Origin of the sequence: Microbacterium marmarense, from assembly GCF_037204165.1 — a bacterium.
Taxonomy (GTDB): domain Bacteria; phylum Actinomycetota; class Actinomycetes; order Actinomycetales; family Microbacteriaceae; genus Microbacterium; species Microbacterium marmarense.
In genome coordinates this window covers 441,346-460,142 of record NZ_JBBDGL010000001.1, presented here as the reverse complement: position 1 = coordinate 460,142, position 18,797 = coordinate 441,346, and the positions used below count along the sequence as shown (strand labels likewise).

19 protein-coding genes are annotated in these 18,797 nt (G+C 62.5%); 7 read left to right on the top strand and 12 right to left on the bottom strand.

The genetic code is table 11. From position 1 onward, the window contains the following. Positions 1-102: 102 nt before the first annotated feature. Positions 103-1,164 carry an Rv2578c family radical SAM protein gene (locus tag WDU96_RS02070; protein ID WP_337336824.1) on the top strand — a complete coding sequence of 354 codons (1,062 nt, stop codon included), beginning with the start codon at positions 103-105 and terminating at the stop codon, positions 1,162-1,164. A 58-nt stretch (positions 1,165-1,222) separates the two neighbouring features. Here WDU96_RS02070 and WDU96_RS02065 read toward each other — a convergent pair whose 3' ends face one another. After that, positions 1,223-3,301 carry a DEAD/DEAH box helicase gene (locus tag WDU96_RS02065; protein WP_337336823.1) on the bottom strand — a complete coding sequence of 693 codons (2,079 nt, stop codon included), beginning with the start codon at positions 3,299-3,301 and terminating at the stop codon, positions 1,223-1,225. A gap of 294 nt (positions 3,302-3,595) precedes the next feature. Here WDU96_RS02065 and WDU96_RS02060 point away from each other — a divergent pair, with 294 nt between their 5' ends. Beyond that, positions 3,596-4,207, top strand: a complete 612-nt coding sequence (locus WDU96_RS02060; RefSeq protein ID WP_337336822.1) for a putative antibiotic biosynthesis monooxygenase — start codon at positions 3,596-3,598, stop codon at positions 4,205-4,207. Between the two features lie 87 nt (positions 4,208-4,294). Here WDU96_RS02060 and WDU96_RS02055 read toward each other — a convergent pair whose 3' ends face one another. The 5 genes from WDU96_RS02055 to WDU96_RS02035 all read right to left on the bottom strand — a co-directional run bounded on the left by WDU96_RS02055 (position 4,295) and on the right by WDU96_RS02035 (position 10,110). Further along, positions 4,295-7,966, bottom strand: coding sequence for an efflux RND transporter permease subunit (locus WDU96_RS02055; RefSeq protein WP_337336821.1), 3,672 nt, complete (start codon positions 7,964-7,966; stop codon positions 4,295-4,297). A gap of 83 nt (positions 7,967-8,049) precedes the next feature. Beyond that, positions 8,050-8,439, bottom strand: a complete 390-nt coding sequence (locus WDU96_RS02050; RefSeq protein ID WP_337336820.1) for a fluoride efflux transporter FluC — start codon at positions 8,437-8,439, stop codon at positions 8,050-8,052. Continuing rightward, positions 8,436-8,843 (bottom strand): fluoride efflux transporter FluC, encoded by a 408-nt coding sequence (locus tag WDU96_RS02045; RefSeq protein ID WP_337336819.1) that lies wholly within the window; start codon positions 8,841-8,843, stop codon positions 8,436-8,438. The genes WDU96_RS02050 and WDU96_RS02045 overlap by 4 nt, the downstream gene beginning before the upstream one ends. A 9-nt stretch (positions 8,844-8,852) precedes the next feature. Continuing rightward, positions 8,853-9,830 carry a DNA topoisomerase IB gene (locus tag WDU96_RS02040; RefSeq protein WP_337336818.1) on the bottom strand — a complete coding sequence of 326 codons (978 nt, stop codon included), beginning with the start codon at positions 9,828-9,830 and terminating at the stop codon, positions 8,853-8,855. A gap of 10 nt (positions 9,831-9,840) precedes the next feature. Then, entirely contained in the window at positions 9,841-10,110 is a 270-nt protein-coding gene (locus tag WDU96_RS02035; protein ID WP_337336817.1) for an SAP domain-containing protein, read from the bottom strand. Positions 10,111-10,368: 258 nt separating this feature from the next. Here WDU96_RS02035 and WDU96_RS02030 point away from each other — a divergent pair, with 258 nt between their 5' ends. Next, positions 10,369-10,533: a hypothetical protein gene (locus WDU96_RS02030; RefSeq protein WP_337336816.1), complete on the top strand. Its 165-nt coding sequence runs from the start codon at positions 10,369-10,371 to the stop codon at positions 10,531-10,533. A 69-nt stretch (positions 10,534-10,602) separates the two neighbouring features. On the opposite strand, the gene WDU96_RS02025 is transcribed toward WDU96_RS02030, so the two are convergent. Further along, positions 10,603-11,361: a MerR family transcriptional regulator gene (locus WDU96_RS02025; protein ID WP_337336815.1), complete on the bottom strand. Its 759-nt coding sequence runs from the start codon at positions 11,359-11,361 to the stop codon at positions 10,603-10,605. A 169-nt stretch (positions 11,362-11,530) separates the two neighbouring features. Between WDU96_RS02025 and WDU96_RS02020 the strand changes: the two genes are divergently transcribed. After that, a complete protein-coding gene (locus WDU96_RS02020) occupies positions 11,531-12,415 on the top strand; it encodes a DUF4097 family beta strand repeat-containing protein (RefSeq protein ID WP_337336814.1) in 885 nt (294 codons plus the stop codon). Then, the gene (locus WDU96_RS02015) at positions 12,412-13,020 is read left to right on the top strand and encodes a PadR family transcriptional regulator (protein ID WP_337336813.1); all 609 of its coding nucleotides are present in this window, start codon (positions 12,412-12,414) and stop codon (positions 13,018-13,020) included. The genes WDU96_RS02020 and WDU96_RS02015 overlap by 4 nt, the downstream gene beginning before the upstream one ends. Positions 13,021-13,043: 23 nt before the next feature. Here WDU96_RS02015 and WDU96_RS02010 read toward each other — a convergent pair whose 3' ends face one another. After that, positions 13,044-13,583, bottom strand: a complete 540-nt coding sequence (locus WDU96_RS02010) for a universal stress protein (protein WP_337336812.1) — start codon at positions 13,581-13,583, stop codon at positions 13,044-13,046. Between the two features lie 156 nt (positions 13,584-13,739). Between WDU96_RS02010 and WDU96_RS02005 the strand changes: the two genes are divergently transcribed. Then, positions 13,740-13,922, top strand: coding sequence for a DUF3073 domain-containing protein (locus WDU96_RS02005; protein WP_337336811.1), 183 nt, complete (start codon positions 13,740-13,742; stop codon positions 13,920-13,922). 7 nt (positions 13,923-13,929) lie between these two features. Here the strand turns inward: WDU96_RS02005 and WDU96_RS02000 are convergent, their stop codons facing one another. The 3 genes from WDU96_RS02000 to WDU96_RS01990 form a co-directional block, all read right to left on the bottom strand. Further along, positions 13,930-14,298 (bottom strand): TIGR02611 family protein, encoded by a 369-nt coding sequence (locus tag WDU96_RS02000; RefSeq protein WP_337336810.1) that lies wholly within the window; start codon positions 14,296-14,298, stop codon positions 13,930-13,932. 70 nt (positions 14,299-14,368) lie between these two features. Beyond that, the gene (locus WDU96_RS01995) at positions 14,369-15,610 is read right to left on the bottom strand and encodes an MFS transporter (protein WP_337336809.1); all 1,242 of its coding nucleotides are present in this window, start codon (positions 15,608-15,610) and stop codon (positions 14,369-14,371) included. Between the two features lie 73 nt (positions 15,611-15,683). Continuing rightward, positions 15,684-16,463, bottom strand: a complete 780-nt coding sequence (locus WDU96_RS01990) for an IclR family transcriptional regulator (RefSeq protein ID WP_337336808.1) — start codon at positions 16,461-16,463, stop codon at positions 15,684-15,686. Positions 16,464-16,585: 122 nt separating this feature from the next. Here WDU96_RS01990 and WDU96_RS01985 point away from each other — a divergent pair, with 122 nt between their 5' ends. After that, the gene (locus WDU96_RS01985) at positions 16,586-17,146 is read left to right on the top strand and encodes a DJ-1/PfpI family protein (protein ID WP_337336807.1); all 561 of its coding nucleotides are present in this window, start codon (positions 16,586-16,588) and stop codon (positions 17,144-17,146) included. Positions 17,147-17,333: 187 nt separating this feature from the next. Here WDU96_RS01985 and purF read toward each other — a convergent pair whose 3' ends face one another. Continuing rightward, positions 17,334-18,794 (bottom strand): amidophosphoribosyltransferase, encoded by a 1,461-nt coding sequence (gene purF, locus WDU96_RS01980; protein WP_337336806.1) that lies wholly within the window; start codon positions 18,792-18,794, stop codon positions 17,334-17,336. Positions 18,795-18,797: the final 3 nt, after the last annotated feature.

Genomic DNA, 18,797 nt, shown 5'->3' with positions numbered 1-18,797 from the left:
GCATTCATCACGATCCCCTGAACAGGCAGGCGGGTATCGAATAGTTTCTATTTCACCCCAGTCGCATTGACTTAACTATCGCAGCTATGTTCGACTGTTGCAATGAGATGGCAAGGGCAGCAATTGAAAACAGCGGATGCTTCAGCCCTGCCGGGCCTTGAGAGTCTGAACTCGCTGGTTCAGTCGGTCAGCACTCCCGAGTTCGCCGAGATGACCTTTCACGAGGTGCTCTGCAAATCAGCACTGAACCACGTTCCGGGCTCGTCCGCGATGCCTTTCGACTGGACGGTGAATCCATATCGCGGCTGCAGTCACGCCTGTTCATACTGTTTCGCACGAGGAACCCACGAGTACCTTGAGCTCGATGCGGGTCGCGACTTCGATTCGCAGATCATCGTCAAAGTCAATGTCGCCGATGTGCTGAGGCGTGAACTCAACCGCTCCACGTGGCAACAAGAGCCGGTAATGCTCGGCACCAACACCGATCCCTACCAACGCGCCGAAGGTAAATACCAGCTCATGCCCGAGATTGCGAGTGCGCTCACTGAAGCGGGAACACCGTTCTCAATCCTGACGAAAGGGACGTTGCTTAGGCGTGATCTTCCGCTGCTCAAAGATGCCGCCGATTCGGTGCGCGTGTCGATCGCGCTGTCGATCGCCGTCTTCGATGATCAGCTGCAGAAACTGATCGAACCGGGCACTCCGAGCACTGCCGCACGACTGGCGACTGTGCGTGCCGCGGCCGACGCGGGCTTTCGTGTCACTGTCTTTCTGATGCCGATCATTCCGCACCTGACAGACTCGATCGCCGTGATCGATCATGCACTCCGTGAGATCCGCGCCGCAGGCGCGGTGCGAGTCGTCTATGGCGCTTTGCACTTGCGCCCGGGAGCCAAACAGTGGTTCATGCAGTGGCTCGAGAATGAGCATCCAGAACTTGTATCGTCATATCTGGGCCTTTACCCGGGCGTTTCAGCCAACGCACCCAAGGGCTATCGCTCGTGGCTGGCAAAGCGGGTGCGCCCACTCATGCGGGTTCACGGCCTCGACGGCTACGCCGAAGACGATCACCCTAGAGGCGCACCTGTCTCGGGCCTCGCAGCACGCTCACGCGTTGTCACGACCAGCCGCGGGCGGGCCGCAGCCGGGGCGACGCTCTTCTAACTGCCAGACGCGAAGAAGCCCGCCCCGACAGGGACGGGCTTCTTCGGCTCAGCAAGAGTTATGCGTCGACGTTCGAGAGCTGGCGGTTGGCGAGCTCCTCGATAAGAGCATCGCCGGGGCGCACCTCATCGAACGGAGCATCGATCTCTGCGCGATCCAGCAGGTCACTCATTCGGTTGCGGCGCTGGCGCGGAATCAGGGTGACGACGGTACCTGAGCGACCGGCACGACCCGTGCGGCCCGAGCGGTGGAGGTAGGTCTTGTACTCGTCAGGAGCGTCGGCTTGCACGACCAGATCGATGTCATCGACGTGGATGCCTCGGGCAGCGACATCGGTGGCGACGAGCACGTGCACTCGTCCCGAAGTCATGCGCTCAAGGTTGCGGGTGCGCTTGGCCTGGTTGAGGTCACCGTGCAGGGCAAGTGCGCGAATGCCGGCATCATCGAACTGCTCAGCCAGCATCTCGGCGTAGGCGCGGGTGCGAGTGAAGACGAGCGTCTTGCCTTCACGGTCGACGAGCGACGCCAGGATCTCCGCCTTGTTGCGGTGGTCGATGACAAGCACTCGGTGGTCGATCGTGCCGGAGTCCTGGTCTTCACCAGCAACTTCGTAGACGGCGGGGTCAACGAGGAATTCGTCAACCAGGGCAGCGACCTCGCGGTCAAGCGTTGCCGAGAAGAGCAGCTTCTGGCTGCCCGGTGCGGTCTCGCGCAAGATGCGCTGCACCGGCTCCAGGAAGCCCAGCTCACACATGTGGTCACCCTCGTCGAGAACGGTGATCTGAATCTGCGAGAGGTCGAGCTTGCCCTGATTCATCAGGTCTTCGATACGACCCGGTGTGCCGATGATGATGTCGACACCCTTTTTGAGCGCACCTACCTGACGACCGGCGGGAACACCACCATAGATCTGAGTGGTGAACAGGCCCACACTGCGTGCGATCGGCTGAATGGTGCGGTCGATCTGCAGTGCGAGCTCGCGCGTCGGCGCCAAGATGAGCGCCTTCGGTGAACGACCGAACTCGCGACGCTGGCCCTTCTGCGAGCGCAACACACTCTCAACGAGCGGAGCGCCGAAGGCAATCGTCTTGCCAGAGCCGGTGCGTCCGCGCGCGAGCACGTCTTTGCCATTGAGGATCGGCTTGACCGTCGCCGCCTGAATCGGGAACGGCGCGCTCGCGCCCATTCCGGTCAACACCTGAACGATGTTTTCGCCGAGGCCGAGGTCACCGAACGAGACGTTGGCGACCAGCGCCGCTTGAATGGCCTTGCCCTGAAGTCGCTCGTGAACGACGTCTACGTGAGCCTCTTGAGCCGCTGAGCGCGACTTGGCGTTCCAGTCAGAGCGGGTGGGGTTGCTTTCGCGACGCGGGTCATCGCGACGCGGTCGGTCGCTGCTGCTCTGGCGCGCGCGGTCATCGTTGCGGTACGAGGGGCGTGCGTCGCCGAACGATCGACGGTTGTCGCGCTCGACACGATCTTGCGCGGGGCGGGCCGGGCGATCGTTGTCGTACGAACGAGTCGGGCGGTCGCCGCGGTCATCACGACGAGGAGCCTTGCTGTCATACGAACGAGTCGGACGATCACTGCGATCATCACGACGAGGAGCCTTGCTGTCATACGAACGAGTCGGACGATCACTGCGATCATCACGACGTGGCGACTTGTTGTCGTACGAACGGGCGGAACGATCATTGCGGTCGTCACGACGCGGTGCACGATCGTCATAAGCGCGCGCGGGGCGGTCGTTCTTGTAGGAACGAGCCGGCCGATCGTCATAAGAGCGCGCGGGGCGGTCGCCGCGGTCATCACGACGAGGAGCCTTGCTGTCATACGAACGATTCGGACGATCGCTACGGTCGTCACGACGCGGCCCACGGTCAGACCCGGCGTGGGTGCGGATGCCGCGCGCTTCGTCACGGCCGGCGCGCTCTTGCGCGTTCCAACGGCGCTTGGGCGCACCATCCGAAGATTCTGCGGGTCGGTGGCCGCGGTGACTCGGGCTCTTGCTTCCCTGGGTGCCGCTCGATGACTCGCCGGGGCGACGCTTGCGGTCCTGGTAGCTGGTGGTCGCGCCGTAGCGCGGTTCAAAATTCTTGGCGGGGCGACCGCCGGCAGGCTTCTTGCTCTTAGGCATGGTGGGTGTCCTTCTGGGTTGTTCTCTTGAGAACAGCGCTCCACAGATCGCGCACAAACGCTAGCCGCCTCGGCGGCACGGAGTATCCCGGACTATCGTCGGCCGGGGGCCATTCAACGTGATGGTCGTAAAGACGGAAGTGTCTAAACCATCGGCCCCTTGGACTCACAAACCCAAAACCCGCGCACGCCGCGGTGTCCAGAGCCGACCCCGAGAGCCTAGCGGAGGCACCTGAGAACTCGCTCTGCATCGCCGCGGACTGGCAGCGCACTCGCTGCGCGCAGAATGGTTGGCATGGCAGAACCCGAAGCCCACTCCATCACCGTCGCCATCGAACGACGCATCGACCCCACCCGTACGCGCGAAGCCACAAGCTGGATGCAAGCGGGCACCGACCTCGCAACGGCCTTTCCAGGTTTCTTGGGATCAGGCTGGGTGCGCGCCGGCGAATCAAGCGACCTCTGGTACATGCTGTACCGGTTCCGCGATCTCACCACTCTCGAAGAATGGGAGCAGTCTTCGCAGCGCGAGTGGTGGCTCGAGAGCGGTCGTGCCTTCGCGAACGAGGTGCGCGCCGAAAGGCGAACAGGCATCGAAGGGTGGTTCGACGCCGCGGGCGCGACACACGTTGACCCTCGCGAGCCAGAGGCGGTGAGCACCGGCCCGGTGCAGCAGCCGATTCCGGCAGCGCCGCCCCGCTGGAAGCAAGCAATCGTCATCTGGATCGGCTTCTTCCCGATGAACCTGCTCACCTCGTGGGCGCTCGGCTTCGTGCCTGGGTTTGAGCATTGGCCGCTGGTGATGCGCATCCTGCTCGCGACGGTGATGCTCACACCGGTCATGACCTACTTCGTACTGCCCTGGGTCACACGCATGCTTCGACCCTGGTTGCAACGAAGCTCCTAGACGACTTCATATGCTGGGCGGCTTCATGGCAATAGAAACGGGGGAGCGACTGCGTCATCACGCGGTCGCTCCCCCGATTGTCATCGCTCAGTCGCGGTGGTCGTTCTCATCACCAGGTGCATCATCCGAAGGTGCATCTGCGCTCCACTCGGGAATGCTGTCGACGTTCTCGTTGTCTGAGGCGTTCTCGGCCGAGTCTGCATCACCACTCGACTCATCGAGCACGGGCTCGGCTTCGTCGGTCGAATCACTCTCTTCGTGCGACTCAATGTGATCGACGGGTTCGGCTGCGGGCTCTACCGTGTCGGCAGCTGTCTCGGCATCCATGGCGTCGGCAGCCTCATCTGCCTCTGCAGAGGCGGCTTGCTCGGATGGTTCGAATGGTTCTTCAGCAACGACCTCGCCGCCACCTTCACTGTTCTCGATCACCGACTCATCGGTTCGATCGACGCCTTCGGCAACAGCAGCACTCTCAACAACCGCGACATCAGCCGACTGCGCGATCTCAGGTGACTCGCTCGCCGCAGCAAGCGCCTCAGCCTGCTCGCGTTCACGCCGCTCCCGTCGTGTCTCGGGCGGGGCTACGGCAACAGTCGAAGCACCACCGGCCGCAAGCGCAGTGCCAGTGGCGCGCGCTCCGCCACCTTCGCCGTCGGTCGCCGCGGCATCGCTATCACGGCGGCGCTTGCGCTCGGCACGGCGTTCCTTTGCTCCCTCAACGAGGTTGTAGAGCGTGGGAAGCACTAGCAGGGTGAGCACTGTCGATGAGATGAGTCCACCGATGACGACGATCGCGAGCGGCTGCGAGATGAAGCCGCCCTGCCCGGTGATGCCCATCGCCATCGGCGTCAAAGCGAAGATCGTCGCGAGAGCAGTCATCAGAATCGGGCGCAGCCGTCGAGCACCACCGGCGAGGGTCGCGTCGTGAGAGCTGAGCCCCTTCTCGCGGTATTGGTTGACGAGGTCGACGAGCACGATCGCGTTGGTGACCACGATGCCGATCAGCATCAGCACGCCGATCAGCGATGCGACACCGAGCGGAACGCCCGTCGCGATCTGCAGCAGAATCGCGCCAGTCGCGGCGAACGGAATCGACACGAGCAACAGCAGCGGCTGGCGCAGCGACTTGAAGGTCGCGACCATGATGATGTACACGATCAGAATGGCAGCGAGCATCGCCAGACCAAGCTGCGTAAACGCGTCCTGCTGTTGCGTGACCACACCGCCGAGTTCGGCATCTGCTGATGCTGGCAGGTTCGCGTCATCCAGAGCTTCAGTAACGGTCGTCGTTGCGGCGGCGAGGTCGTCAGTCGACGGCGTGACCGTGACCGTCGACGTGCGTTGCCCACCCTCGCTGGTGATTGACGCCGGGCCAAAGCTGTTCTCGACCGTCGCGATCTCTTCGAGAGGAACGACTCCCGCTGCGGTGGGAATGCTCAACTCGCGAAGCTCGTCCAGAGTCTGCGGGGTTTCGGCAGCAGCAAGGTAGACGGTCAGGGCGGTGTCGTCGACCTCTACCGTGCCAATCGACTGAGCCTGCATGGTGTTGGAAACGATCGCGCCAACGGCAACCTCAGACAGGCCCACCGCCGCAGCCGCGTCGGCGTCGACCTCAACCGCGATGTACGGCAGTGATGACGACAAGTTGCTCGAGACCTGACCAATGCCCTCTTGGCTTTCGACCGCTGCTACGACTGCGTCGGTCGCCTCTTGCAAGGTCGACGCGTCGGGAGCGGTCACGTCGATGGCAATATCGCTGCCGCCGAATCCGCCCTGAGACGAACCCACGGTCACGGTTCCGACATCGTCGAGGTCTGCAACTGCTTCGGTGACCTCTTCGCGAATCTCTACCTGGTCGAAGCCGGGGTCAGTCGTCACCGAGTAGGTGACACCCGAGCCGCCACCCGAGAAGGCGTCCGCCAGCGCCGAGCCGCTCGTGCCGATCGATACCTGCACCGTTTCCACACCATCGATACCCAGAAGCACAGCTTCGACGGGCTCAGCCGCAGCTTCTTCGGTTTCAAGACTTGGCGCCGGGCCAAGATCCTGAGTGACAGTGAAGGTGTTCTGCCCGCTGTCGCCCAAGAAGTTCGTCTTCATGAACGGGGCGACGGCAACGGTGCCGGCGAGCACGAGCACGGCGAGAAGCAACGTCGTCCAGGAGTGCTTGAGCGTCCAGGTGAGAATCGGCACGTAGCCTCGCTGCAGGCGGCTGAGCGGCGCAGACGGATCCTCGGGATCAATCTGCTGACCGTTCGCGTCGAGCAGCGGTTTTCCGGGGCGCAAGAACCAGTAGGCGAGCACAGGAACGATCGTCAAGGCAACCAGCAACGATGCCGTCATCGCGATGGTCACCGTCAACGCGAACGGACGGAATAGCTCGCCGGTCACGTCGCCGACGAAGGCGATTGGCAAGAAGACGGCAACGGTGGTCAGCGTCGACGAGGTGATAGCCGAGGCCACCTCTCGCACACCGAGCAGAATCGACGCCTTCTTGTCGGCATCCCCGACGTAGTGGCGCTTGATGTTCTCGATAACAACGATCGCGTCGTCAACCACGCGACCAATCGAGATGGTGAGAGCACCGAGGGTCAGGATATTGAGCGAGTAGCCGAAAGTTTGGATGCCGATGAAAGTGATCAGCACGCTGGTCGGGATCGAGATCGCGGTAACGAGCGTGGCGCGAACCGAGAGGAGGAAGACCAAAATGACCAGCACTGCGAAGATGAGGCCGAGCATGCCCTCTTTCGCGAGCGTGTCGATCGACTCCTGAATGTAGGGCGCTTGGTCGAAGACCACGGTGAACGTCGCACCGCCCAGCGACTCTTCGAGGTCGGGAAGAATCGCCAGCACGCCGGAAGAGACGTCGACCGTGTTGGCTGAGGGGAGCTTTGTGATCGCGATGGTGAGCGCAGGCTCTCCATCAACGCGCGAGATGCTGGTGACAGGGTCTTGCTCTTGCTCCACGGTGGCGACGTCGCCAATCGTGACAACATCTGCTTGAAGCTGCTCTGCTGTGCTGGGCACCAGCGGCAGCGCCGAGACATCGTCGACACTGGTCAGCTTCGATCCGGTCTGAACAGTGAGGGTCTCGTCGCCCTCGGTGATCTGCCCGCCGGGGAAGAGCACACCGTTCTGTTCAAGCGCGTCTGTGATCGCCTGCTGACTGTAGCCCGCCGCAGCAAGTTCTGCCTGGTCTGGCGTGATCGTGACCCGCTGCCCGACACCGCCGACAATTCCCGCCGCGTTGACGCCGTCAACATCTTCGAGCTCTGGGATGACGCTGGCTTCAAGCTCTGCCTGAATTGTTTCGGGATCGTCGTAGCCCGTCACTGCAATCTGGATGACCGGCAGGTCATCGATGCTCGCCAGAATCACCTGCGGATCGACGTCATCAGGAAGCTGATTCGAGATGCGGTTGATCGCCTGCGTCAGCTTCTGCTCTGCGGTTCCGAGATCAGTGCCGTACGCAAACGATGCCTGCACCACCGACGCGTTGGTCGTGCTCGTCGCGGTGGTGGATTCGAGACCAGGCACACCCTGGATCGCTTCTTCGATCGGGGTCGACACATCGTTGTTGACCACATCGGGCGATGCACCGGGGTAGGTCGAGATGATGATGACGGCCGGGAACTCGATCGAAGGGATGAGTTCTTGCTTGAGGCTCGTGAGCGCGATGCCACCGAAGAGCGCGGCGACAACTGTCACCAGAGCGATCAGGGCGCGGTTCTTGAGGCTCAGGATGGCGAGGTTCGACACAGAGGGCCTTAACTGACGGTCATGCAGACCTGACGCTCGAGCGACGTCAGGTGGATACGGGAGTGTATCGACACCTCATTGTTTCATGAGGATTCGGTGAGAGTCACAATCCAGGTTGCAAGTGCATAACCCATCGCGGCCGCCCCCACTGCGATCCCCAGCGTCCCGAAGAGGGTGCCCGCGGCATCCACCCATCGACGGCGCTCGACAAGCAAGACCGTTTCCACCGAAACGGTGCTGAAGGTCGTATAGCCCCCGAGGAGTCCAACCCCAAGAATGACGCCGAGGTCGGATGCTGCGGCAGACCCGAGCCCGGTGAGCACTCCGAGAGCAAATGAGCCGCTCACGTTGACGAGAAAGATGCCCCACGCGAAGCCGCCTTCGCGCGCGGGAAACAACCGGTCGATCGCATAGCGAGCGCCGGCGCCGAGACCCCCTGCCAGCGCGAGCCACAGCACGAGCCACGCGCTCACTCTGCAGTCTCCGGTTCGAGAGCTGCGCTCGGGCGCGTTCGGCGGCCCAGCACAATGCCGACGAGTGCCGCGAGAGCGCCCGCGAACAAAGAAACGCCCATCAGCGAGATCGCGACGAGCGGCGTGGGCATCAGCTGCACCGAGTGAACGGCGAAGGCACTGTACGTCGTGAAGCCGCCGAGCACGCCGGTGCCGAGAAATGCACGCCAACGCGAATACTCGTCGCCCAGAACCCCGACGACGAAACCCAGGAGAAGTGACCCGGCGACGTTCACCGCGAGCGTGACCCACGGCACAACGGGCTCGTCTGCGAGGGGAACGACCACCGCCGCTCGGGCCAGCACACCGACAGCGCCGCCGACGATCACCAGCCCTAGAACACGCAGTTCGACCGGTTGCGGCATGTTGCCACGCTACTGCAGTGAGCGGTTGGGGGTGATCAGCGCGCGGATCGCCTTTTCAGGAGTGATCGACAGATCGAGCAGATGCCCATCGCGGTAGCGCTTGAACACCCGCGGATCGATGTACGAGCCGCGCGCGACGCTGGGAGTGTTGCCGAGGGCGTCTGCCGTGGCATTCACGGCATCGTGCTCGGCACGTTTTCGCGCGGACTCCGAATCTGCCTCGCCGATGTGCGCGAGTGCATCGGCCGCAAGAACCGTGCCGCGCAGTGTGCGAAAGTCCTTCGCTGTGAAGCGTCCGCCGGTGAGGGCACGCACGTAGGCGTTGACGTCACTCGGCGTGAGCGCGACTCGTCGGCGCCCTCGTTGCCATGCCAACAGTGCAGAGCGTGAGCGTCCGGTGATGAGCAGCGCCATTGCTTCAGCAAGATCTTCATCATCGACCTCGAGCGATTGACGCTTGCCGCTCTTGCCCGGGAAGACAAGCGACACGCACGAGCCCACTACGTTCGCGTCTCGACGCTGCAGAGTGGTGAGCCCTCGACTGCCATGCGCCGTCAGATAGCGCTCCGAACCGATTCGGGGCGCCGCCTGGTCAAGCAGCCGAAATGCGGTCGCAAGCACACGCTCGCGATCAAGATCTGGTCGTCGCAACGACACGGTCACCCGGGCGCGTGCGCGAGGGAGCGACTCGGCGAGCAACAGGGCACGCGCGAACTTGCCGCGATCGCGACCAGCGCTCCACTCGGGGTGATAGATGTACTGCCTGCGCCCCGCACCGTCGGTGCCGACTGCCTGAATATGACCATCGGCTCGAACGCAGATCCATACGTCCTGCCATGCGGGCGGAATCACGAGCGCTCGAATTCGGTCGACGTGACGCGAGCTGACTGGCCGGCCGCGCTCGTCGATATAGCGAAAGCCGCTACCCGCACGCACTCTTCTATACCCACGATCGTCAAGTGGACGAACGCGTGTGAGTTTTGCCACTGGGCGACGGTCAGTGGTCGCGAAGCATGGCGATGAGCTCTGCTTTTCGCTTGCTCGAGTATCCGCTCAGGCCGAGCTCTTTCGCACGGCTCTTCAGCTCGTCGACCGTCCAGTCTTCGTATGAACCTGACTCGCCGCCTCGGCGACCCACCTCGTTGCGACCGTCACGGGCGGCAGCATTCGAGATGCGCGCGGCTTTTTCTTTCGACGCACCATCGTCGCGCAGCTCCTCGTAGAGATCGGCGTCCTTCAGGCTGTTCGAACCCTGCCCCTTCGGCATGGCGCCTCCGTTTCGCGTAGACAGCGCTTCTTCGCGTAGACAGCGCTTTGCTTAGACAGTACGAAGCTATGGAAGAAGCATCCAGGGGCTTGACAGATCTACCTCAGGGGCCTAAACGTTTGCCATTAGCACTAACGGGACGGCGAGCGCAAGCCCCGCGCACGCGGCTTTCGGTCGTGAAAGAGTCATCTGCGTGCCTAAAAGGCATCAACCTCGGGACTCCCTGTCTGTGGTTGCGAAAGAGAAGGAGCACCCTCCATGAATCTCGCACTGATCATCATCATTGTCATTGCTGTTGTACTAGCCATCGTTGGAAGCCTCGGCGAAGCGCTCGGCTTCTTGCTTTGGGTCGCCCTCATCGTGGGCGTGATCGCCCTCATCGCCTTGCTATTCCGACTCATCACCGGAAAAAAGGTCGGCTAGCTCCGGCCTAAGCGAAGAACGGCGAATGCCGCGACTACCCCCATGGTCGCGGCATTCGCCATTTCTTGGTTATAGGAGCGCGTTCGCGTACACGTGAAGTGCGTCGCGCACGAACTCAGCGCCAGCCGCCCCTCCTGAGGCGGTGGCGTAGTTCGCGGCAAAGCGGTCGTCAGCGACATACATGTCGGCGAGACCCAGCACGTATGCCTTGGTGTCAGCAGGAGCGCCAGGCGTCCCACGCAACCATTCGACGTGGCGCTCTGCGAGTGACTGCGCTTCATTGCTTTCGGGTTTCATGCCCGCTTCCGCTGCGCTGATCCAATCACCGTTGAGCTCGGCGAGGCGTTTCTTCCACGCCGTCTGCTCGTCCTGTGACTTCGAGTGCCACCAGCTGTCACTGTCGGCGTAGGCCTTCTTGCCCCACTTCTGCTCGACCTCATCTTTGTAGTGCGCGTGGTCGAAGCCATCAAACATCTTTTCTGCCATTAGTTCTTCACCTCCTCTCAGAGCGTTGATTGTGGTGTTCACCGAGGCGATCTGTCGGGCCAGCCGCTGTTGTTCCCGCTCCAACCACTTGCGGTGGTTTTCGAGCGCGTCGGCCTCTGTGACCTCCCGATCCAACACCGCTGCGATCTGAGGCAAGCCCAGACCCAGATCACGAAGCAGCAGAATCTGCTGCAGCCTCACCAGCGAGTGCTCGTCGTAGTAGCGATAGCCGTTGCGCGCGATGCTCGACGGCCTCAGCAGGCCAATCTCGCCGTAGTGGCGCAGGGCGCGGCTGGTGGTTCCGGCCATCTTGGCGACCTGCTGGATCGACCACGAAGTCATGGCTGATCTCCTCTCTCGCGATGTGAACACGATCCACGCTAAAGGTTGACGTTGCGTCAAAGTCAACCCGCAGTCCGTACGACCCCTGGAAAGTCGCGATATATCGTGTTATCGTCGCATTGACGCGATATATCGCGATCTCCACCCGTCTCACCCTTGGAGTGTCACCATGACCTTGGAAAAGTGGATCATCCACCCGGGCGAAACGCGCGTGATCGACATCGACTCTGTGCGCTCGCTCAAAATTGGTCTCGTCGGAGGCCAGATCGATGTCGTTGCCCACGATGAACCGGGCGCCCGTATTGAGGTTCATGGCGTGACGACCAAGGATCTGCGCATCGAGGTTTCGGGCGACATGCTCGAAATCGACCATCCTCAGTTGCGATGGGACAACTTTCTCGAGGTCTTTCGGAATTTCGGATCAGGCGGGCCGCAGGCTGAGATCAGCGTCGCCGTTCCCCGCGAGATCGCACTCTCGCTCGGCGTCGTGAGCGCAAGCGCGCTGGTGGCGGGCATCACGAGCGATGCCCGTCTCAACACCGTGAGCGGCGACATCATTGTCGACGGCATCACCGGCGACATCAGCGTCAACGCAGTGTCGGGCGATGTAAACGCGCGAGGAGTGGTCGGATCACTGAACGCCAACTCGGTGTCGGGCGATGTCGCGGCGACAGGAACACTTCGCAGGGCCACTGCAGACACCGTCTCGGGCAGCATTCTGATCGACTCCGACGGACCGGTGCAGGCGATCAACCTCAACACCGTGGGAGGCGCGACCACCATCCGCCTCGATGAAGGCTACCCGGCGAACTACGTTGTGCGCAGCGTGAACGGCCGAGTGCAGATCGACGGGCACGTGCGTTCCGGCCAGGGCACGGGGCCCACTACCAGTTTCGTCAGTTCTGTCGGCGAACTCAGCGGATCTTTCGTGGACGTGCGCGCAAACTCCGTATCTGGAGACGTAACGGTTCTTCGTCGCACGCCCATCGTTGCGGATGCTGCGCCCGCCGTGCGGCAAGAAGGTTCTGATCCTGCATCGGAGGACGAGCGATGAGTCCCGTCTTCTCACACGGCGACCTTCGCCTGTACTTGTTGAACCTGCTCGACGAAGGCCCTCGCCACGGCTACGACATCATCCAGGCGCTGTCTGACCGCACCGGAGGCACGTACACCCCGAGCGCTGGCACCATCTATCCTCGACTGGCAAAGCTCGAAGAAGAGGGCCTGGTGTCGAAGTCCGTAGACGGCCGCAAGACCGTCTACGCAATCACCGACGCTGGCCACGCAGAAGTGCTTGCTCGCGCCAGCGATCTTGAGGGCATCGAAGCCGCACTCACCGACTCAGTACGACTGATCGCCGATGAAGTTCGCGGCAACGTGCGCGAAGCAATGCGCAGTCTGCGCGCGGACCTTGCCGCGGCGAGCCGCGAGGCGCAGGACTCGGCGCCTCAGGCACCGCCTGCCGATGATGCCCGTGGGCGAAGTCGAGAGCAGCTCAACCGCGCCGACGGCATCATCAATGAATTCCGCGGTCGGGTGCGCGGTGACCTGCGCTCATACGTCGCTCGAGGCGGAAGCCTGAATGCAGAAACGGTGAGTGCACTAGAAACTGCGCTCGACGAAGCGAGCCATACCCTCACGCGCGCACTGCACGGCTAACCGCTCATGCGCGGGACACTTGCTCAGGCTGGCCAGATCTCTTCGTCGTCTGGTGTTGCTTCGCCGAGTGGCACCACCAGGAGTGTGCGGTGCTGACGGTGAGCGAGCCTCGCGCCCACTGACCCGGTGAAGAACTCGCGAATCGACTCGCCAAGCCCTCGCTTACGCGTGCCAACGACAATGAGCTTCGCGTCGACTTGCTCAGCAAGATGTTTCATCGCCATCGCGGGATCCCCGACGAGCTGGCGCACGCTCCACTGCACAGGTGATTCAGCGAGCACCTCGGCGGCGGCTTGCTGCACCAAGACCAGATCGCTGTCGCCAGCGGCGATGTTGATGTCGATCGGAGCCGAGTGAACGTAGCCATCGGGGTCTTCATAGGTCACAAATCGAGTGACATCGACGTGCACGATCAACAGCGGTGCGCCGAGCAGACCGGCATAGCGAGCAGCCTCTTTGAGCACTCTCGGTGACTGATCAGGAATGATCCCGACGATGACCGCGCCGTGCAGTGATTCGTCTTCAGTCCGCTGATTTGTAGGGTCAGGTGTGTCGTTCGTCATGTGTGGGCTCCTTCGACACCGCATACTCAAGCAGGCGGAACCGCCGAAGTGCGGGGGCTCCGTGTTATTCTGAATGCTACTCTTACCGGCTTACAGCCGACCAACGTTGAAGCGGGCACTCGCACCGCCCGCAGCTCAGAAATGAGGGGGTCTCGCATGGGTCGTGGCCGTCAGAAGGCAAAGCACACCAAGATCGCTCGTGAGCTCAAGTCCTACAGCCCGAGCTTGAACACCTCGGCGCTCGAAAGAGAACTGGGGCACCCCGCAGAAGACCAGTACGTCGACAAGTGGGCGGATCTTTACGCCGACGAGGATGAAGACGAACTAGAGCGGGCCTGACAACCGTCTACACGCGCGTGCGACGAGCAGCTCTCATCGCACGACGGTGCTTCCACCATTGCCAGAAGCGATCAAGTGCGCTCTTGAGCCATAGTGCTATTCGGTGAGCCCAGTGAAATTCGGTGCCCAGCACGGCGAGCCCGAGGAACACCACGAGCCAACCCGGACCGGGTAGCGGAACAAGAATCAGCCCGACAATGGCGAGCACGCTGCCTGCAGCTGCAACGGCGACGCGGTATGCGAGTTCGAGCCGCGGGTGCTCGGCTATCCACGAACGTGCTCTGCGCATCAGCTGGCGGATAGGCCGATCACGGCGTTCTGCCGCTGCGATGTCGGCGCGAATGTCGCGCTCGACGACAAGGGAGTCGTGCGTCATGGCGTGACGCTAACAAGGTAGCTCGCAAAACCACTGGGAGTGTGCCGTCTACCTCATGTACGCCGTCCGCTCACCAGACGCCGTGCTTGCGCTCCCATTCCTCCTCGACGGTGTGGCGCCGCGACGCGACCACCCCGGCCGGAATAGCGGTCAGTATCACCAGCGCAAGAATGACCAGCGGAATGGTCCACGAACCGGTGGCCTCGTGAATCAGTCCGATCGTGAGTGGAAACACTGCGCCCAGACCATAGCCAACACTCTGCACGAATCCGCTGAGCGCAACTGCGCCCTCATGGGTGCCGGTGCGCACGTTGAGCAACACGAGCGTGAGCGGAAAGAGCAGGGTGGGTCCGCTCAGCATCAGCACCCACAACCAGGGCGCCAGCGCCGGAGCCCAAAGCAAACCTGCAATACCGACGAGACCTGCGGTGACGGCGACCCCATAGAGCGCGCGCGTCGCGTGGTATCGAACCACGAGCAGCGGCACCACCAACGACGCGGGCAGCCCGACCGCCGCGAAAAGTGAAAGCAATACACCGGCGGCGACAGGCGTCACGCCGGTCGTGTCAACGAGAATTCGTGGCAACCATGAGAACGAGGTGTAGGCCACCACACCCGCGGCGCCGAACCCCACCATGAGCGCCCACGCTGCCGGCAGCCTGAGCATGCGGCTGAACACTCGTGGGTTGGGCGGTTCGACGTCGGCTGACTCGTCGATGTCGAGCTTGCTGGCACGTGCCCTCGAGATCAGCGCAATCCACGGCACTATCGCCACCAAAGCAAAAAGCGCCCACATCCCGAGCGACGCGCGCCAGTTGCTTGCGTCGGCCACGGGAACGGCAATCAGCGGGGGCAGGAATGTCGACACCGCCATCGTGGCCGAGTAGAGCCCGGTGATGAGTCCGATTCGGTCAGGAAAGTAGCGCTTCACCAACGGCGGCAACAGGATGTTTCCCACACCGATGGCAGCAAAGATGATCGTCGTTCCCACCAGCATCAGCACGGCATTGGTGGCGAAACTGCGGGCTATCAGCCCCACGGCCACAATAAGGAACGCGAGAACTGCGAGGGGTTCCAGGCCGATTCGGCGCTCGAAAGCGGGGGTCAACAGGCCGAAGATCGCGTAGCAGACGGGTGGCGCTGTGGCGATCAGCCCGATGGCAGCCGCAGAAAGAGCGAAGTCGCGCTCGATGTAGTCGAAGAGTGGCGATAGCGACGCCACCGCCGATCGCAACGAAAAAGCCAACAGCAGAATGCCGATGAGGGCGAGGGAACGCCCCTGCCACAGCGGGTGCATAGGGGCAGGGTTCACTCGTCCCACCCTAGGCCCGCATCGGTGCCCGGTTGCGCGCTCGGTGCCGCGACAACCAGCGCGTCAGCGCAGATCAGATCCCTGGGCTCGCGCTTGCCACATGCCACGCGCCCCGGCGCACTATTCGCTCCAAGTCGTGCGCGCGCGAGGCGAAGTCTTCGGCGGTGGTCGAAACCGACACCGCACCGATCGTGCGGCCGCTGCGGCCGCGCACCGGCGCTGCGATGCATGCCAACTTCGGCATGTACTCTTCCACCTCGGTGGCGATCTGAAGCGCACGCACCTCGTCTAGTTGTTCTCGCAGCGCCGCTTCGTTCGTGATCGTGTGAGCGGTGAGAGCCCGAGCACCATGGCGATCGAGGTAGCGGCTGAGAGAAGCAGCATCCTTCTCTGCCAACATGATCTTGCCAAAGGCGGTGATGTGTGCCGACTCGGCGAACCCCACGTGCAGCTGTCCAATTCGAGGATGCTGCGCAGAGTCAGCCACGTGCGCCACCGCGATATCGTCACCACGAAAGACGGTGAGGTACGCGGGTGCTCGTGCGGCATCCCTCATTCCCGACAGCACGCGTCGCGCGTCAGGCGTCGCAATGATCTGGGCCCGCACGGCGCGCCCTAGCTCGTCAACAGCGCGGCCCAAGATGTAGCGCGATTCTCGCGAGCGCACGAGGTAGTCGTGTTCTTGAAGGGTCGCAAGCAGTCGATACGTCGTCGCGGGCGACAGCGCAAGGGCATGCGCAAGCTCTGCGGCGGTGAGTCCGTCGGGCGCCGAGCCCACAGCATCCAATATCGCGAGTGTTCGATCAGCGGAGCGAATGCCTGCGCTGTCTCGAGAGCTCTTCGTCGTGCTCATAGGAGCAGTGTAGGCCTGCCTAGTTAGATTGTGTTTCGCACATCGTGAGAATCTTGCTCGCGCCAGCACCACCCGCGGCGCACTCTGGAACCGCACACAACGTTGTCGTGAAAGGAACCACCATGACCAGCAAGATTCTCATCATCACGGGCGATGCCGCCGAGACCCTAGAGGTCTTCTATCCGCTGCACCGACTGCAGGAGGCCGGCTACGAAGTGCACATCGGCGCCCCCGAAAAGCGCAAGCTTCAGTTCGTCGTTCATGACTTCGTTGACGACTTCGACACCTACACCGAGAAGCCCGGACACACCTGGGACGCAGACATCGCGCTGGCCGACGTCGATCCCGCTGACTACGTCGCTATCGTCGTGCCTGGCGGCCGCGCCCCCGAGTATCTGCGCAACAACGAAGAAGCCAAGCGAATCGTGCGCTACTTCTTCGAGAAGAACAATCCTGTCGCTGCGACCTGCCACGGACCACTGCTGCTCGCCGCCGCTGGAGTGCTTGAAGGACGCACTTCAGCCGCCTACCCAGAGCTTGCCATCGACGTTGAGGTTGTGGGCGGTGTCTTCGAGAACGGCGGAGCTGTCGTCGACGGAAACCTGGTCAGCTCGCGCGCCTGGCCCGACAACGGCACGTGGATGAAAGCGTTCCTCGAAGTGCTCGACGGCGCTTCGGCCTAGCCGACCCAGTACGTCGAGACGAGGCTTCGTGCGCGAGACAACCCGCTGTGCAGCATGTTTCGTGCACGAAGCCTAGTTTCGGCGCCGGTGGCAGCGGCAGCGGCGCCGGGTGCAGCAGCAGCGGTGCCGGGTGCAGCAGCAGCGGTGCCGGGTGCAGCAGCAGCGGTGCCGGGCTCACGCCGCGCGGCTAGGACTCCTGCGAGCCTTCGACCCAGGCGAGGTACTCGTCTGACACGGTGCCGGTGACGTAGCGGCCGTCGAAGCAGCTCATGTCAAGATCGTCGAGGTCTGAGCCTTCAAGAATGGCAGCCTTGAGGTCTTCAACCTCTTGGTACACCATGTAGTCAGCGCCGAGCTCTGCAGCGATCTCGGGGATGGTGCGTCCGTGCGCCACCAGCTCGTGCCTCGACGGCATATTGATGCCGTACACGTGCGGGAACCGCACCGGGGGCGCCGCTGACGCGAATGCGACGGACTTCGCGCCAGCATCGCGTGCCATCTGAATGATCTCTTTCGACGTCGTACCGCGAACGATCGAGTCGTCAATCAGCAGCACGTTCTTGCCCTTGAACTCACTCGACATCGCGTTGAGCTTCTGGCGCACGCTCTTCTTGCGCACCGCGTGGCCGGGCATGATGAAGGTGCGGCCGACATAGCGGTTCTTGTAGAAGCCCTCGCGGTACTCGATCCCGAGCTTGCGAGCCACCTGCATGGCGGCCGGGCGAGACGAGTCAGGAATGGGCATCACTACGTCGATCTCATCGACCGGGGAGTGCTTGGCGATCGTGTCAGCGAGCCGTTCGCCCATGCGCAAGCGGGCTTCGTACACCGAGATGCCGTTCATGATCGAGTCGGGGCGAGCAAGGTATACGTACTCGAACGAGCACGGTGCCAGCTGCGTCTCCTGCGCGCACTGCATGGTGTGAAGGTTGCCCTCAAGGTCGACGAAGATCGCCTCACCGGGAAGCACATCGCGCACGACCTCGAACTCACCGTTTTCGAGCACGAGCGACTCACTTGTCACCACCCACTCGTAGGTGCCGTCTTCGTGCTTGCGGGTGCCAAGAATCAGTGGCCGGATGCCGAAGGGATCGCGGAACGCCAAAAGACCGTATCCGGCGATCAGGGCGATCGCCGCGTATGAACCTTCCACCCGATCGTGCACGCGCGCGACGGCATCGAAAAGCTGCTCGGGAACGAGCTCGTCACCCGAAATCGACGCCTGCAACTCGTTGGCCAGCACGTTGACTAGCAACTCAGTGTCAGAGGTCGTATTGAGGTGTCGGCGGTCTTTGCGAAACAGCACCTCGGTCAGTTCACGCGTATTGGTGAGGTTTCCGTTGTGCACGAGCACGATGCCGTAGGGCGCGTTGACGTAGAACGGCTGGGCCTCTTCTTCGCTCGATGCGGTGCCCTTCGTCGCATAGCGCACGTGGCCGAGACCGATATTGCCGAGCAGCACCCGCATGTCGCGGGTGCGGAAAGCTTCGCGCACCTGCCCACGCTCTTTGTGAACGTGGAACACCCCGCTGGGTTCAGCGGTCGCGATTCCCGTGGAGTCTTGACCCCGGTGCTGCAGAAGAAGAAGGGAGTCGTAGATCTCTTGGTTGACAGATCCACGACCCATCATGCCGACGATTCCGCACATCTG